General features: G+C 63.3%; 15 protein-coding genes, 1 tRNA gene and 1 pseudogene. 8 read left to right on the top strand and 9 right to left on the bottom strand.

Annotated elements, in window-relative coordinates; genetic code table 11:
* Positions 1-253, bottom strand: a 253-nt coding sequence (locus PMI38_RS02975) for an MOSC N-terminal beta barrel domain-containing protein (protein WP_008090483.1), incomplete at its 3' end; no start/stop codon positions are given.
* Between the two features lie 56 nt (positions 254-309).
* Positions 310-1,245: a chemotaxis protein CheV gene (locus tag PMI38_RS02980; protein ID WP_008090484.1), complete on the bottom strand. Its 936-nt coding sequence runs from the start codon at positions 1,243-1,245 to the stop codon at positions 310-312.
* Positions 1,246-1,597: 352 nt separating this feature from the next.
* Here PMI38_RS02980 and PMI38_RS02985 point away from each other — a divergent pair, with 352 nt between their 5' ends.
* The 3 genes from PMI38_RS02985 (at position 1,598) to PMI38_RS02995 (ending at position 4,020) form a co-directional block, all read left to right on the top strand.
* Positions 1,598-2,110, top strand: coding sequence for a hypothetical protein (locus tag PMI38_RS02985; RefSeq protein WP_008090485.1), 513 nt, complete (start codon positions 1,598-1,600; stop codon positions 2,108-2,110).
* A gap of 366 nt (positions 2,111-2,476) precedes the next feature.
* Positions 2,477-3,364, top strand: coding sequence for a sensor histidine kinase (locus PMI38_RS02990; protein ID WP_043272870.1), 888 nt, complete (start codon positions 2,477-2,479; stop codon positions 3,362-3,364).
* Entirely contained in the window at positions 3,361-4,020 is a 660-nt protein-coding gene (locus tag PMI38_RS02995; RefSeq protein ID WP_008090487.1) for a response regulator, read from the top strand. Before PMI38_RS02990 ends, PMI38_RS02995 begins: the two co-directional genes overlap by 4 nt.
* Here PMI38_RS02995 and yegS read toward each other — a convergent pair.
* Positions 4,004-4,891, bottom strand: a complete 888-nt coding sequence (gene yegS, locus PMI38_RS03000) for a lipid kinase YegS (RefSeq protein WP_008090488.1) — start codon at positions 4,889-4,891, stop codon at positions 4,004-4,006. The genes PMI38_RS02995 and yegS overlap by 17 nt on opposite strands.
* A 55-nt stretch (positions 4,892-4,946) precedes the next feature.
* On the opposite strand from yegS, the gene PMI38_RS26305 reads away from it, so the two are divergent.
* Both PMI38_RS26305 and PMI38_RS03005 read left to right on the top strand, forming a co-directional pair.
* On the top strand, positions 4,947-5,123 hold the full coding sequence (locus PMI38_RS26305) for a mannose-6-phosphate isomerase (RefSeq protein ID WP_008090489.1): 177 nt from the start codon (positions 4,947-4,949) through the stop codon (positions 5,121-5,123).
* 15 nt (positions 5,124-5,138) lie between these two features.
* Positions 5,139-6,386: a glycosyltransferase family 4 protein gene (locus tag PMI38_RS03005; RefSeq protein ID WP_008090490.1), complete on the top strand. Its 1,248-nt coding sequence runs from the start codon at positions 5,139-5,141 to the stop codon at positions 6,384-6,386.
* Here the strand turns inward: PMI38_RS03005 and PMI38_RS03010 are convergent.
* Both PMI38_RS03010 and moaB read right to left on the bottom strand, forming a co-directional pair.
* The gene (locus tag PMI38_RS03010; protein WP_050548550.1) at positions 6,375-7,562 is read right to left on the bottom strand and encodes a molybdopterin molybdotransferase MoeA; all 1,188 of its coding nucleotides are present in this window, start codon (positions 7,560-7,562) and stop codon (positions 6,375-6,377) included. The two genes, PMI38_RS03005 and PMI38_RS03010, sit on opposite strands and share 12 nt — an antisense overlap.
* A 22-nt stretch (positions 7,563-7,584) precedes the next feature.
* Positions 7,585-8,124, bottom strand: a complete 540-nt coding sequence (gene moaB / locus PMI38_RS03015) for a molybdenum cofactor biosynthesis protein B (protein ID WP_008090492.1) — start codon at positions 8,122-8,124, stop codon at positions 7,585-7,587.
* A 174-nt stretch (positions 8,125-8,298) separates the two neighbouring features.
* On the opposite strand from moaB, the gene PMI38_RS03020 reads away from it, so the two are divergent.
* Positions 8,299-8,520: a YgdI/YgdR family lipoprotein gene (locus PMI38_RS03020; protein WP_008090493.1), complete on the top strand. Its 222-nt coding sequence runs from the start codon at positions 8,299-8,301 to the stop codon at positions 8,518-8,520.
* An 81-nt stretch (positions 8,521-8,601) separates the two neighbouring features.
* A tRNA-Pro gene (locus PMI38_RS03025) sits at positions 8,602-8,678 on the top strand.
* A gap of 98 nt (positions 8,679-8,776) precedes the next feature.
* On the opposite strand, the gene PMI38_RS27835 is transcribed toward PMI38_RS03025, so the two are convergent.
* The 4 genes and pseudogenes from PMI38_RS27835 to PMI38_RS03035 form a co-directional block, all read right to left on the bottom strand.
* The gene (locus tag PMI38_RS27835; RefSeq protein ID WP_443216386.1) at positions 8,777-9,544 is read right to left on the bottom strand and encodes a methyl-accepting chemotaxis protein; all 768 of its coding nucleotides are present in this window, start codon (positions 9,542-9,544) and stop codon (positions 8,777-8,779) included.
* 165 nt (positions 9,545-9,709) lie between these two features.
* Positions 9,710-9,991, bottom strand: a pseudogene (locus PMI38_RS27840) (methyl-accepting chemotaxis protein); the annotation flags it as partial.
* A gap of 19 nt (positions 9,992-10,010) precedes the next feature.
* Complete coding sequence (locus PMI38_RS27845) at positions 10,011-10,394, bottom strand: hypothetical protein (protein WP_008090495.1); 384 nt, start codon at positions 10,392-10,394, stop codon at positions 10,011-10,013.
* 152 nt (positions 10,395-10,546) lie between these two features.
* A complete protein-coding gene (locus PMI38_RS03035) occupies positions 10,547-12,310 on the bottom strand; it encodes an ABC transporter transmembrane domain-containing protein (RefSeq protein WP_008090496.1) in 1,764 nt (587 codons plus the stop codon).
* 205 nt (positions 12,311-12,515) lie between these two features.
* Here PMI38_RS03035 and PMI38_RS27255 point away from each other — a divergent pair, with 205 nt between their 5' ends.
* On the top strand, positions 12,516-12,689 hold the full coding sequence (locus PMI38_RS27255) for a PA1571 family protein (RefSeq protein WP_008090497.1): 174 nt from the start codon (positions 12,516-12,518) through the stop codon (positions 12,687-12,689).
* Positions 12,690-12,767 lie beyond the last annotated feature (78 nt).

The following is a 12,767-nucleotide window of genomic DNA, read 5'->3' on the forward strand; positions in this document are numbered from 1 at the left end:
CGGCGGCGGGCACCGCCACTTGCAACGGCGCCTGCCCCGGCGCTTCCAGCAACAGCGCGCCGGACTCGCCCTCGCTGGCCTTGAGCTGACTGAGTTGCGGCCAAGCGCGCTGGGTAAGGAAACGTCCGTTCTCTTCTTCCACCACCATCCAGCGGCGATCGCCTTGCAACCCCAGCAGGTCTACCGGTGAACCCTGCAGGCGCTGGGCCTGCCCCGACTTCACCGGGTATCGATACAACTCACTCAGAAACATCCTTGCCTGCCTCGTGTCATGCCAAAAGCCAAGCTTATACCTGGCAGGCTCGAGGATCACGCAGTGGCAATATCGAGCAGCAGGCGTTGCTTGACCACGTCAACCAGGCGGTCAGGCTGAAACTTGGAGAGGAAGTTGTCGCAGCCCACCTTTTTCACCATCGACTCGTTGAAGCTGCCTGACAACGAGGTATGAAGCACCACGTGCAACTTGCGCAGGCGCGCATCGCTGCGGATCTCGGTGGTCAGCCGGTAGCCGTCCATCTCCGGCATTTCGGCATCGGTGAATACCATCAGCAGTTTTTCACACACATCCTCGCCAGCGTCGGCCCAGCCTTTGAGCATGCGCAAGGCCTTCAGGCCATCGCTGGCCACATGCAGTTTCATCCCCAGTTGCGAGAGGGTGTCACGCAGTTGCGCCAGGGCCACGCTGGAATCGTCCACCAGTAGCACCTCACGCCCACGGGCGCGGGCCAGCACCGGATCGGCGAGCTTGTCACCGGAAACCCGGGCGTTGTACGGCACGATTTCGGCCAACACTTTCTCCACATCGATCACTTCCACCAGTTGCTCATCCACCTTGGTGATGGCCGTCAGGTAGTGCTGGCGGCCAGCACTGGAAGGCGGCGGCAGGATGGCTTCCCAGTTCATGTTGACGATGCGATCGACGCCACCGACCAGAAACGCCTGCACTGAACGGTTGTATTCGGTAACGATGATGGTGCTGTTCGGCCCCGGCTGCAGCGGGCGCATGCCGATCGCCTGGGACAAGTCGATGACGGGCAAGGTCTGCCCACGCAGGTTTACCACACCGCAGACGAACGCATGACGCTGGGGCATCAAGGTCAGTTTGGGCAGTTGCAGCACCTCTTGCACCTTGAAGACGTTGATTGCGAACAGCTGGCGACCGGCCAGGCGAAACATGAGAATTTCCAGGCGGTTCTCACCCACCAGTTGCGTGCGTTGGTCTACCGTGTCGAGAATGCCAGCCATTGGAAAACCCCCGGGCTTGAGTGGGAAATGGTCAATTGATCTTCCCTGTATCGGCGGCTTCAGGCTCAGCTTGACCCTGTTGGGAAAATGCCGCGCGAGCAATTGATATCATATTACCATCATGCTTTACTGCGAGAATCGCCACCTTGGATCCATTCCTGCTCACGGCAGTCGCACCCTAGATAGCCATCAGGGAAACCCCTAGTGGCAATCGGGTGCAACCTGATGTTCGCGATATCCTTTAGCCATTAATGTGACGCCATTCTCACTGCATGAATGGAGTCAGGCTTTTGCGAGCGATCGACTTGACGTGGCCATCCCCTGCTCTTGCCTTGCGCGCAGGAGTGTCATGATGGACAGCACCGTCTTCAACAACAGCGCCCTGCAGGAATTTCTGCTGGATGCGCAGGTCTTGCTGACCCAGTCCCAGGAATGCCTGCAACACCTGGAACTGATCACCAACGACCCCGACGCCTGTCATTGTCTGAACAATACCCTCGACACGCTCGCCCGACGCGCCAGCGGCCTCAACCTGCGCGAAGTCGCGCACTACGCCGACGCCCTGCAGCAGCTGCTCGCGCCGGCCTGTCGGCAACTGCACCTGCACAGCGAAGCGCTGCCGCCGCTGGAGGCGTGCCTGACATTGCTGGCCTGGCAACTGGAACTGGTGGATGTGCGCACCGGCCGGCTTGCCCTCGACACCAGCGAGCAAATAGCGCTGCTGACCGACCTGGCGAGCGCGCTGCGTCAGCCCTTGCCGCAAACGTGTGCGCCCTGCCATGAAACCGGCAGCAGCTGTATTCACCCGCACACACCTGTAGCCAACCGCGCCAATGCACTGGCAAGTGCGGCACGGGGCAACTAAGCAACACTGGCAATGCTGTATCAGGTCAAACTTGCCTAGTGCCAAGGCCTTTAGCCAAACGCCTGCAGCCAACCGCTCACAAAGTTGCAGTGGGTAAGTCGAAGGGTTGAATCAATGGTGTCACTTTGCCATCTTGCGACGTAGGGAAGACGCCGCGATCAGCCCGTAAATCCCGAGGTTTCAAAGCATTACCCGGCCGCGACCAACGCAGTCCGAAGTGATACCATGCGCACCAACAAACACCGGCCAGCCGTATATGAATTGCTTTCAACGCGCACTCGCCAATTATTGAAAGCTCGACGCCAACGCCTCTGGTAAACCATGCGCACGGCCTCCATCAGCAAGACTTCAGTGGCTTCCCTATCTATGTCCCCACGCTTGAAGATTCCTCTGCGTCGCTGTTCCCGCGCCACTTTGCTGCGCTGGGCGACAGCATCGCTGTGCGTGGTGTCGCTGGTCGCCAATCTGTCGCTGGTGGTCACGCAGGCCCTTCCGGCCGGCCTGCTGCTGTTGCAACTGGTCGCGACCCTCGGCGTCTGCTGGCACTTGAGCCACGGCGCCAGGTCGATCAGCATGCGCCCGGCGGAATTGGCCGATCGCATGCTCAAGGTGCAGGAGGGCGAACGCCAGCACCTGAGCCGTGAATTGCATGACGACATTGGCCAGTTGCTCACTGCCGCCAAGCTGCAGCTGGACTGGTTGCAACGGCGATTGCCGGATGAATTGCAGGCGCACTGCGGGACCTTGCGCAGCACCCTGGAAGACTCGTTGAGCAAGGTGCGCGACGTGTCCGCCATCCTCAATCCACGGCAACTGGCCAGCCTTGGTCTGGAAGCCAGCCTGCGCGCACACCTGGTGCGCACCCTGGAAAGCAGTGATGTGCACTGGAGCCTGGAGTGCCAGCAGCGTCTGGGCGGGATTTCCGAGGAAGTGGCCATGGCCGCTTTTCGCATCACCCAGGAAGCCGTCACCAACATGCTGCGCCATGCCCAGGCACGCAACCTGACCATCCGCCTGCAGCGCAAGCCCGATGGGCTGGCCTTGTCTATCCAGGACGATGGCCTGGGTTTCATCCCTGCAATCAACCCTGCCGAGGCGGGCCAACGCGGCATGGCGGGCATGCAGGAACGCGCCACCGCGCTCAAGGGCAGCCTGGAAATTACCAGCCAGCTCGGCCTTGGCACGCGGATCGATGTCTTGTTTCCGTGGCAACCACGCACCCATGAACGCGCCAGGACCCCGATTTCGCCATGACCTGTAGACTGCTGCTGGTGGATGACCACTCGCTCATCCGCGCCGGGGTGCGCGCCCTGGTGTCCGATATCCCGGGCTACACCGTGGTCGGCGAGGCCGATGACGGCGACCAACTGCTTGAGCAGGCTCAGCAGCTGGCACCCGACATCGTGCTGCTGGACATTTCCATGCGCTCGACCAGCGGGCTGGATGCCCTCACCTTGCTGCGCGCCAACGGCCACGCCTGCAGGGTGCTGATCCTGTCCATGCACACCGACCCGGAGCTGATCATGCGGGCGCTGGAAAGCGGCGCCCATGGTTACCTGCTCAAGGATGCCACCGCCACCGAACTGGAGCAGGCGCTGACCGCCCTGCGCAGCGGCGAGCGCTACCTCAGCCCGGCCATCGCCCATACCGTGATCAACCAGGCCCTGATGCGCGCGCAGCACGGCAAGCACGCCCATGCCGACCGCCACAACCTGACGGCACGGCAGCTGGAAATTCTGCGCCTTATCGCACGCGGCAAGTCCACGCGCGAAATCGCCAGCGGTCTTGGCCTGTCGATCAAGACCGTGGAAACCCACCGCTCGCAAATCATGAAACGCCTGCAGATCTACGATGTCGCCGGGCTGGTGCTGTTTGCCGTGCGCGAGAAGATCATCAGCCTGGACGACTGAGCAGCGGCGAGTCCGCCGGCAAATGCAGCCGCAATGCTGCGGGGCAGGCTTCAAAACGCAAGCTGTCAGCCTGTAGCGGTTCACCATCGAGGTTGATGTCCAGGCCCTGGGAACACTTGATTTCGACCCAGGGCAAACGCGAACGCACGAACAATCCCTCCCCCGCCAGCAACTCACGCAATGCCCCAACCATTTCCTGCGGTGCCGGCAGTATGGCGATGTCCAACAGGCCATCATCCACCCGAGCTTCCGGGCACAGTACCTGCCCGCCACCGGCCTGGCGGCCATTGCCGATCCCCAGCGCCAGCAGTTCGCCTTGCCACTGGAAATCCGGCCCCGTCAGTTCCACCGATGCAGCCTGCAGCTCACTGAAACGCGACAGGCCGGTGAACAGGTAGGCCGCCGCGCCCAGTATTTTCTTCAAGTCCTCGGAGGTACTGGCGGTGACCTGGCTACCAAAGCCGCCCGTGGCCATGTTGAGGAACCATTCATCGCCCACCCGCCCCAGGTCGATCGGCCTCGGCGGCAGTTCGAGCAATGACAGGGCTTCATCAGGTTGCAACGAAACCCCGGCTGCCTTGGCGAAGTCATTGGCGGTCCCCAACGGCAACAGGGCCAGGCTGGCATCGGTTTTCGCCTGGCCCATGGCTTCGGCCACATCACGCAAGGTGCCATCGCCCCCCCCGGCAACCACATGGCCATAACCGGCCGATAGCGCTTCGCCGACCAGCCGCTGGGCGTCCCCACCTTCCCAGGTCACTCGCACATCCAGCGTCCAGCCGCGCTCGCGCATGGCCACGACTGCCTGACGTACGTCCTCGTTCATCGCCTGCTTGCCATGCAGGATCAACATCGCCTTGCGCTTTTGCATTGTGCCTCTCCATGGGAAGCCGTCAGTCCAGATCTCGACCACAAGCAGGGGCACAATGCTGCATCGCTGCACTCACCGTCCGACCAACCCCGGCGCCATCGACCTGGAGATGATCGAGTTACAAAGCAGCGAGTACCTGGGCGAAGACGGTATCGTGGGCTTTACTGATAGCTACGGACGCGTCCCGGCAGCATCGATTGCACAGGGCGCTTTTTTTGTCCGCGGCTTTTAGCGAGGATTCCGGGTTATGCGCATACTCTGGACACTGCCCTACCTGCCCTGGCCCACCACCAGTGGCAGCAAGACCCGGCAATACCACCTGCTGCGCGCGCTGGCGCAGCATGGCCACCGGATCACCTTGCTGGTGCAGTCGAAGATCCCCCTGAGCGATGCTACCCGTGAAGCCCTTGAACCGCTGGTCGAACGCCTGATCGTACTGCCCAGGCGCGCGTTGCACAGCCCACTCAACCTGCTGGCCTCGCCGATCATCGACTACCCGATGCGCGCGATCATCAATGGCCTTGCGCCGCGCCTGCGGCATCGCTTCGAGCAGTTGCTGGACGAACCCTGGGACGTGATCCAGATCGAGCACAGCTACAGTTTCCAGCCTTTCGAAAAAGCCCTGCAAGCCCGCGGCCTGCCCTACTTGCTCAGCGAGCACACCCTGGAATCGGTGATGGGCGCGGCCTGCCACGATCGCCTGCCATTGTGGCTGCGACCACTCAATGCTTTCGACCGCTGGCGCTATCGGCGCTGGGAGCAGCGCGTACTGCGCCAACCCAGCGAAGTGGTAGCGGTGTGTGCGCACGACGCCGAACTGATCAGCCAGATCAGCGGGCGGCCGGTGAACGTGGTGGTCAATGGCGTGGATTGCGATTACTACCAGGACGTGCGCCCGGCCCTGCACAGCCAGCGCCTGCTGTTCGTCGGAAACTTCGAGTACGGTGCCAATCTCGAAGCCATCGAATGGGCACTGGAGGACATTCTCCCCCAGGTATGGATGAGCAATCCGGCGGTGCGCCTTGCGATTGCTGGACACGCCCTGCCCGCCAGCTGGAAGCGACACTGGAACGACCCGCGTATCGAATGGATCGGCTATCGCCCCGACCTGCGCGAGCTGCAACGGCGTTCGGCGCTATTTTTTGCACCGTTGCGCTACGCGGGCGGCTCCAAGGTAAAAATCCTCGAAGCCATGGCCGCCGGACTGCCGGTAATCACCACCGCCAAGGGGGTTTCAGGCCTTGCGCTGAACAACGGCGAGCACTACCTGGGCAGCGACGACGGTGACCAGTTGGCGCTGTCGATCACCCAGTTGCTCAACCAGCCCTGGCGGATGTGCCAGATGAGCGAGGCCGGCCGCCAGTTTGCCCGGCAACGCCACGACTGGAGCATTGCCGCGCAGCAACTGGAGACCGTGCACATGCGCCTGATCCAGTCGGCACCGGCCGATGTCTCGCAGCGCAGTGCCAGCTGGATAGGCCGTTCAACCGAGTAGTTCACTCAACGGAATGAACGGCACGCTGTCACCCACCTTCGGCGTGCTGCCTTCACGCACCTCGACCAGGCCTTCGGCCCAGGCGGCACTGCGCAGCACACCGGAACTCTGGTTCTTGTAGATACGCACCTGACCGTTTTCGATACGGGCGCGCAGGTACTCGCGCCGGGTACCGGCCTTGGGCCAGTCGAATCCGGCCGGCACGTCGAACTGCAGCGGCGTGACCGCTGCCACACCCTGGCGGCGCAGCAGGTAGGGGCGTGTGAGCAGGCCAAAGGTGACCAGCGTCGACGCCGGGTTGCCCGGCAGGCCGATCACCGGAACGCCTTGATAATGGCCGAAGGTCAGCGGCTTGCCCGGCTTGATCGCCAGCTTCCACAGGGCCAGCTCGCCCGCTTCGCGCAGCGCTGCCCCAAGGTAATCAGCTTCGCCCACGGAAACACCACCGGTGGACAGGATCAGGTCGACATCGCCCAGCCCGCCCAGGCACTCGCGGGTGCGCGCCAGGTCATCGGGAAGAATACCCATGTCGCGCACTTCGCAGCCCAGGCGTTGCAACCAGCTGACCAGCAGGCGCCGGTTGCTGTTGTAAATCTGCCCTGGGCCCAGCGGCAGGCCTGGCTCGACCAACTCGTCGCCGGTGGATAGCACAGCTACGCGCACCCGGCGCACGACCTGCAGATGGGCGTGCCCCAAGGTTGCCGCCAGGCCCAGTTCGATCGGCCCCAGGCGAGTGCCAGCGACCATCACCTGCTCGCCTTTGCGGGTTTCCTGGCCTTGGGGGCGAACGTTCTGGTCGATCTGCAAGGGTTCCAGGAAGCGCACTCGACCGTCGTCCAGTACTTCGGTGTTTTCCTGCATCTCGACGCAGTCGGCACCGGCCGGCAGCGGCGCGCCGGTAAAGATCCGCGCGCAGGTGCCTGGCTGCAAAGGTTCCGGGGCGTGGCCGGCGAAGATCCTCTGACTGACCGGCAAAGGTTCACCCAGGTGATCGGCCATGCGCAGCGCGTAGCCGTCCATGGCGCTGTTCGGCCACGGCGGCAGGTCGAGCGAGGCGACCAGGTCGGTCGCCAGCACTCGACCCTCGGCTTCGGCCAGCGAGACCTGCTCGATGTCCTTGATCGGTGCCGCTTCAGCCAGCGCCAGCAGGCGTTCGAGGGCTTCTTCCACCGGCATCAGCGGCCGGGCGTGTGGCGCCTCAGCCACGGCTTTCACAGGCCGCAACCTGCTTCAGGTGAGGCACGAAATTGCACGGACGATGACGGGCATCGAGCTGTTCGGCGAGGATGCCATCCCAGCCGGTGCGCACGGCATTGGTCGAGCCCGGCAGGCAGCACACCAGGGTGCCGTTGGCGAGGCCGGCCAAGGCACGCGACTGGACGGTGGAGGTGCCGATGTCGGCCACGGAAATCTGCCGGAACAGTTCGCCGAAGCCTTCGACCTGCTTGTCCAGCAGGCAGGCAACAGCTTCCGGCGTACTGTCGCGACCGGTAAAGCCGGTACCCCCGGTAATCAGCACCACCTGCACGCTTTCGTCGGCAATCCAGGTGGCGACCTGGGCGCGGATCTTGTACAGGTCGTCCTTGAGCAGCACACGGGCTGCCAATTGGTGGCCCGCGGCGGTCAGGCGATCGACGAACAGTTGGCCGGACGTATCGGTTTCGAAGGTACGGGTATCGCTGACCGTCAGCACGGCGATGTTCAGCGCCACGAAGGGGGTATCTGCCTTGGCTTTCATGAGTGTCCGTCGCAGGGGAAGAGGATGCCCGCATTTATATCACAGCAGGCCTCGGGCCAGCCCTGCAGATCCAGGTCAATAACCCACTAACAGGGCTATGCTGAACTGCTAAGGAACTTGCGCAGACGCACCGCGTCATAAAATCATCTAGCACCCTTGCACTGGAGAAACACGATGATTCAACGGACTCTTCCCGCCTTCCTGCTCGCCCTCGGCATTGGCGCCCTTGCCGGCTGCTCCTCGCCGAGCGTGATCACCCTGAACGACGGCCGCGAGATCCAGGCAACCGATACCCCTTCCTATGACGAGGACTCCGGTTTTTACGAGTTCGAGCAGCTCGATGGCAAGCGCACGCGCCTGAACAAAGACCAGGTTCGCACCGTCAAAGAGCTCTGATTCAGCCGCTGTTTTGGACATAAGCCCTTTTAACAACAAGGGCTTGCGCTCGAAAAAGCGATGCAGTAGGATTTCGTTCATCGGAGTGTAGCGCAGCCAGGTAGCGCGTCTCGTTCGGGACGAGAAGGCCGCAGGTTCGAATCCTGTCTCTCCGACCAAATCCTGCTCAAAAAGCCCGCCTTGTGCGGGCTTTTTGTTGTGCCTGAAAAAAGCGCTGTGCGCTTCGCGGGCAACCTCGCGAAGCGCACAGAAACCTTCAAGCGGTAAGCCGCGACGTCACCTCGCCCAACTGCCCCGACAACCCATGCAAGCGCTGGCCCGCGTGCTCGGTATGCTGCACAGCCTCCTGGTTGGCGGTGGCGATGCGGGTGATTTCGATCAGGTTGCGCGAGATGTCCTCGGCTACGCTGGTCTGCTCCTCGGCAGCGGTGGCGATCTGCCGGTTCATGTCGCGGATCGCCTCGACCGCGGTGGTAATGCGCTGCAGCATGTGCCCGGCCTGCTGCACCTGCTCGGCGCCCTCCTCACTGCGCTGCTGCCCGCTTTCGATGGCCTTGACCGCCTCCAGCGCGCCTGACTGCACGGCTTCGATGATCTGATGGATTTCGGCGATCGAGGCTGCCGTGCGCTGGGCCAGGCTGCGGACTTCGTCGGCCACCACCGCAAAACCACGCCCGGCCTCGCCGGCACGGGCCGCCTCGATGGCGGCGTTGAGCGCCAGCAGGTTGGTCTGTTCGGCAATGCCGCGGATCACTTCCAGCACCTTGCCGATGCGCGAGCTGTCACTCTCCAGGTCGCGGATCACCGCCGCGGTTCCGGCAATCTCACGGTTGACCACACCGATGATGTCGATGGTCAGTTGCATGACCTGCTCGCCTGCCTGGGCACTGTGGTCGGCTTCATCGGCTGCACGGGCGGCTTCGGCCGCGTGGCGGGCCACTTCCTGGGCGGTGGCGGACATTTCGTGCATGGCCGTGGCCACCTGGTCGGTACGCTGGAACTGGTCGTGGGTGCCACGGGCCATGTCCCCGGCGATGTTGCGCAACTGGCCGCTGGCGCCTTCCAGTTCCTGGGCGTTGTCCTTGAGCCTGCCCACGGTGTCGGCGAGAAAATCACGCAAGGTATTGGCTGCACGCGCCAGCCGGCCCAGCTCGTCCTCGCGACGGCTGTCGACACGCGCGGCAAAGCGCCCCTGGCTCAGTTGCGCCACATACTCGATCAATTGGCGGATCGGCTCGATCAGGCTGCGGTTGACCCGCCACACGCTGAACAGCCCCACCAGCAACGCCGAGCCAAGCATCACCAGCATCCCCAGCCATACCGTGCGCTCGGCACTGGCGCTGATGCTGGCGGCGCGCGTGCGGGCATCGGCGCGAAGTTGCTCGACCAGCGCGCTCATCTGTTCGCTGGCGGCACGGTCGACGCCTTTGACAGCCTGGTCGCCTACCACCGGGTCGCCACCGGCGGCCATGAACGCCTGGCGGCCCTGCTCATAGCTCCACGCCCAGTTGCCGGTGGCTGTCGCGCAGCTGCTGCAACGGTGCCTTCAAAGACACATCGCTGGTGTCGATCAATTGCCCAAGCAATTGCTGAACCTGCTGCTCGCGCGCCTGAAATTGCTGCCAGTACTTGTCCCGCTCGGCCGGCTGGCGCCCGCGCAACAGCACGTTCTTCCATTCCTGCACCTGGATCTTGAACTGCAGGTTGGCTTCGTCGAGGGTTTGCGAAGCCCGCAGCGGCCCATCAACCAGCTCGGCGTATCCCCGGACGCTGGAGGACAGGAACTGGAAACACACCAAGGCTATCAGCAGCATCGCCGCCAGGCTGGCACCCAGCAAGGTGAGAATTTGCACTCTGAGGGAAGTACGCAACATCGCAGATCTCTGGTACAGGAAAGTAGGGAAACGTTTTCGTAGGCCAAAAAAAAGCTGCCATCGATCGATAGCAGCCAGGTCGAGCACTTACGCAACAGTTGGGGCAATACTCTCAGGCATTTGCTACAAAAATGTTACAGATTGACGATGACTCAGCCGCTGGCGAACTGCAGCGCAGCCAGGCGGGCATACAACGGACTCTCCTCGATGAGTTGACGATGACTCCCCACTGCCACCACCCGCCCCTTGTCGATGACGGCGATGCGGTCGGCATGCTGCACCGTGGCCAGGCGGTGGGCGATGACCAGCGTGGTGCGGCCAGCCATCAAGCTGGGCAGCGCCTGCTGGATCAGGTACTCGCTCTGCGCATCGAGGGCACTGGTGGCTTCGTCGAGCAGCAGGATGGGCGCATCCACCAGCAGCGCACGGGCAATCGCCAGGCGTTGCCGCTGGCCACCCGACAAGCCGACACCGCCCTCGCCCAAGAGCGTCTGGTAGCCCTGCGGCAACTGGCGGATGAATTCGTCGGCATGGGCGCCTTGCGCCGCAGCCTCGACTTCGGCCATGGATGCCTCGGGCCGGCCATAGCGGATATTGGTTTCGACAGTGCCACGAAACAGGGCGGGGTTCTGCGCCACCAAGGCGAACTGACGGCGCAGCTCGCTGGGCTCCATCGCCGTGATTGGCACGCCATCGAGGAGAATGCGCCCTTGCTGCGGGTCATAGAAGCGCAGCAACAGGTCGAACAACGTCGACTTGCCGGCCCCCGAAGGCCCGACCAGCGCCAGCGTCTGACCGGGTTCGATGACCAGGCTCAGGTTGTCGATGGCTGCCACCGAGGGCCGCGAGGGGTAGGCAAACGTCACCTGTTGCAACTCGATGCGCCCGCCACCGCGCTGGCGCGCCAAGGCGACCGCCACCTCGGGTGCCAGGATCGCGCTGCGCGCCGCCAGCAACTCGGCAATGCGCTCGGCAGCGCCGGCGGCGCGCTGCAACTCCCCGATCACTTCGCTAAGGGTGCCGCAGGCACTGCCGACGATCAGGCTGTAGAACACGAACGCCGCCAGGTCGCCCGCAGAAATGCGCCCGGCGATCACGTCCATGCCACCGACCCACAGCATCACCCCCACCGCGCCCAGCACCAGCACGATGACCAGGGTAATCAGCCACGCGCGCTGGGCGATCCGCCGCCTGGCCACGGCGAAGGCCGCCTCGACCGTGTCGGCGAACAGCGCACGGTCGCGCGCCTGGTGGTTGTAGGCCTGTACGGTCTTGATCTGCCCCAGGGTTTCGGCCACGTAGCTGCCCACGTCGGCCACCCGGTCCTGGCTCTGCCGCGACAGGCGCCGCACGCTTCGGCCGAACAGCAGGATCGGCGCCAGCACCAGCGGCAGGGCCAGCACCACGATGCTGGTGAGCTTGACGTTGGTGATGAACAACAGCACCACGCCGCCGATCACCATCAACACGTTGCGCAGGAACATCGACAGCGACGAGCCGATCACCGACTGCAGCAAGGTGGTGTCGGTGGTCAGCCGCGACTGGATCTCGGAGCTGCGGTTGTCTTCGAAGAAGCCGGGGTGCAGCCCGACCAGATGATCGAACACGGCCCGGCGAATATCGGCTACGCAGCGTTCGCCGATCCATGAAACCAGGTAGAAACGGCTGAAGGTGCCAATCGCCAGCGCCAGCACCAGCACCAGGAACAGGCCGATGGTCTGGTTCAGCTGGTGCGCCGAGCGGGTCATGAAGCCCTGGTCGACCAGCAGGCGGATACCCTGCCCCATGGACAGGGTGATGCCTGCAGTCACGACGAGTGCCAGCAATGCCAGCAGAGCCTGGCATTGGTAAGGACGAATGAATTGCCAGCCCAGGCGCAAGGCGCGGCGTTGGCGGGTGGAAACCGGTTCGGGCATGGCAGCGACCAGAGCAGCGGGGGAAAAAGCAGACTACCACTCAACCACCGCGCCTGCGGCTATAGCCCAACGTTCTAACGGGCCTCTGGAGGTTTTTTGCGCTTTCTGTTGGACTGTGGGATGTCCGCGACACCCAAGAGCCCTTGTCACAGGCCGGTCACGGCACAGGTTTACTTTGATATTGGACCTGATGAGGAGACAGCGAATGAGTTTGCAGCATGGCAGCGATACCCCGAAAAGCCAGAGCACCCCGCAACCCAAGGCCTGCGGTTCGATCATCGACGCCCAGGGCCGTGAGGTTCCGATTACCGAGCAGATGATTCAACACGCATGCAAGAAGCTGGAGGAGAGCCGCGACGAGAAAAGTCGCAAGGGCTGAGCCGCGAATTCTTTGCGACCCGGCGCTTGCGCCGGGTTTTTTATTGCCCGTTCAGGGTGGCCTGTACCGGCCTCATCG

Origin of the sequence: Pseudomonas sp. GM84 (assembly GCF_000282535.1) — a bacterium.
Lineage (GTDB): Bacteria > Pseudomonadota > Gammaproteobacteria > Pseudomonadales > Pseudomonadaceae > Aquipseudomonas.

What these genes read in the sequence shown, in the direction of transcription:
- PMI38_RS02995 (WP_008090487.1), top strand. Translation starts at nt 3,361, where the DNA reads ATGACCTGTAGACTGCTGCTGGTGGATGACCACTCGCTCATCCGCGCC.
- yegS (WP_008090488.1), bottom strand. Translation starts at nt 4,891, where the DNA reads ATGCAAAAGCGCAAGGCGATGTTGATCCTGCATGGCAAGCAGGCGATG.
- PMI38_RS03005 (WP_008090490.1), top strand. Translation starts at nt 5,139, where the DNA reads ATGCGCATACTCTGGACACTGCCCTACCTGCCCTGGCCCACCACCAGT.
- PMI38_RS03035 (WP_008090496.1), bottom strand. Translation starts at nt 12,310, where the DNA reads ATGCCCGAACCGGTTTCCACCCGCCAACGCCGCGCCTTGCGCCTGGGC.
- PMI38_RS02985 (WP_008090485.1), top strand. Translation starts at nt 1,598, where the DNA reads ATGGACAGCACCGTCTTCAACAACAGCGCCCTGCAGGAATTTCTGCTG.
- PMI38_RS27845 (WP_008090495.1), bottom strand. Translation starts at nt 10,394, where the DNA reads ATGTTGCGTACTTCCCTCAGAGTGCAAATTCTCACCTTGCTGGGTGCC.
- PMI38_RS02990 (WP_043272870.1), top strand. Translation starts at nt 2,477, where the DNA reads ATGTCCCCACGCTTGAAGATTCCTCTGCGTCGCTGTTCCCGCGCCACT.
- PMI38_RS26305 (WP_008090489.1), top strand. Translation starts at nt 4,947, where the DNA reads ATGCTGCATCGCTGCACTCACCGTCCGACCAACCCCGGCGCCATCGAC.
- PMI38_RS27835 (WP_443216386.1), bottom strand. Translation starts at nt 9,544, where the DNA reads ATGGCCCGTGGCACCCACGACCAGTTCCAGCGTACCGACCAGGTGGCC.
- PMI38_RS02980 (WP_008090484.1), bottom strand. Translation starts at nt 1,245, where the DNA reads ATGGCTGGCATTCTCGACACGGTAGACCAACGCACGCAACTGGTGGGT.
- PMI38_RS03020 (WP_008090493.1), top strand. Translation starts at nt 8,299, where the DNA reads ATGATTCAACGGACTCTTCCCGCCTTCCTGCTCGCCCTCGGCATTGGC.
- PMI38_RS03010 (WP_050548550.1), bottom strand. Translation starts at nt 7,562, where the DNA reads ATGCCGGTGGAAGAAGCCCTCGAACGCCTGCTGGCGCTGGCTGAAGCG.
- moaB (WP_008090492.1), bottom strand. Translation starts at nt 8,124, where the DNA reads ATGAAAGCCAAGGCAGATACCCCCTTCGTGGCGCTGAACATCGCCGTG.
- PMI38_RS27255 (WP_008090497.1), top strand. Translation starts at nt 12,516, where the DNA reads ATGAGTTTGCAGCATGGCAGCGATACCCCGAAAAGCCAGAGCACCCCG.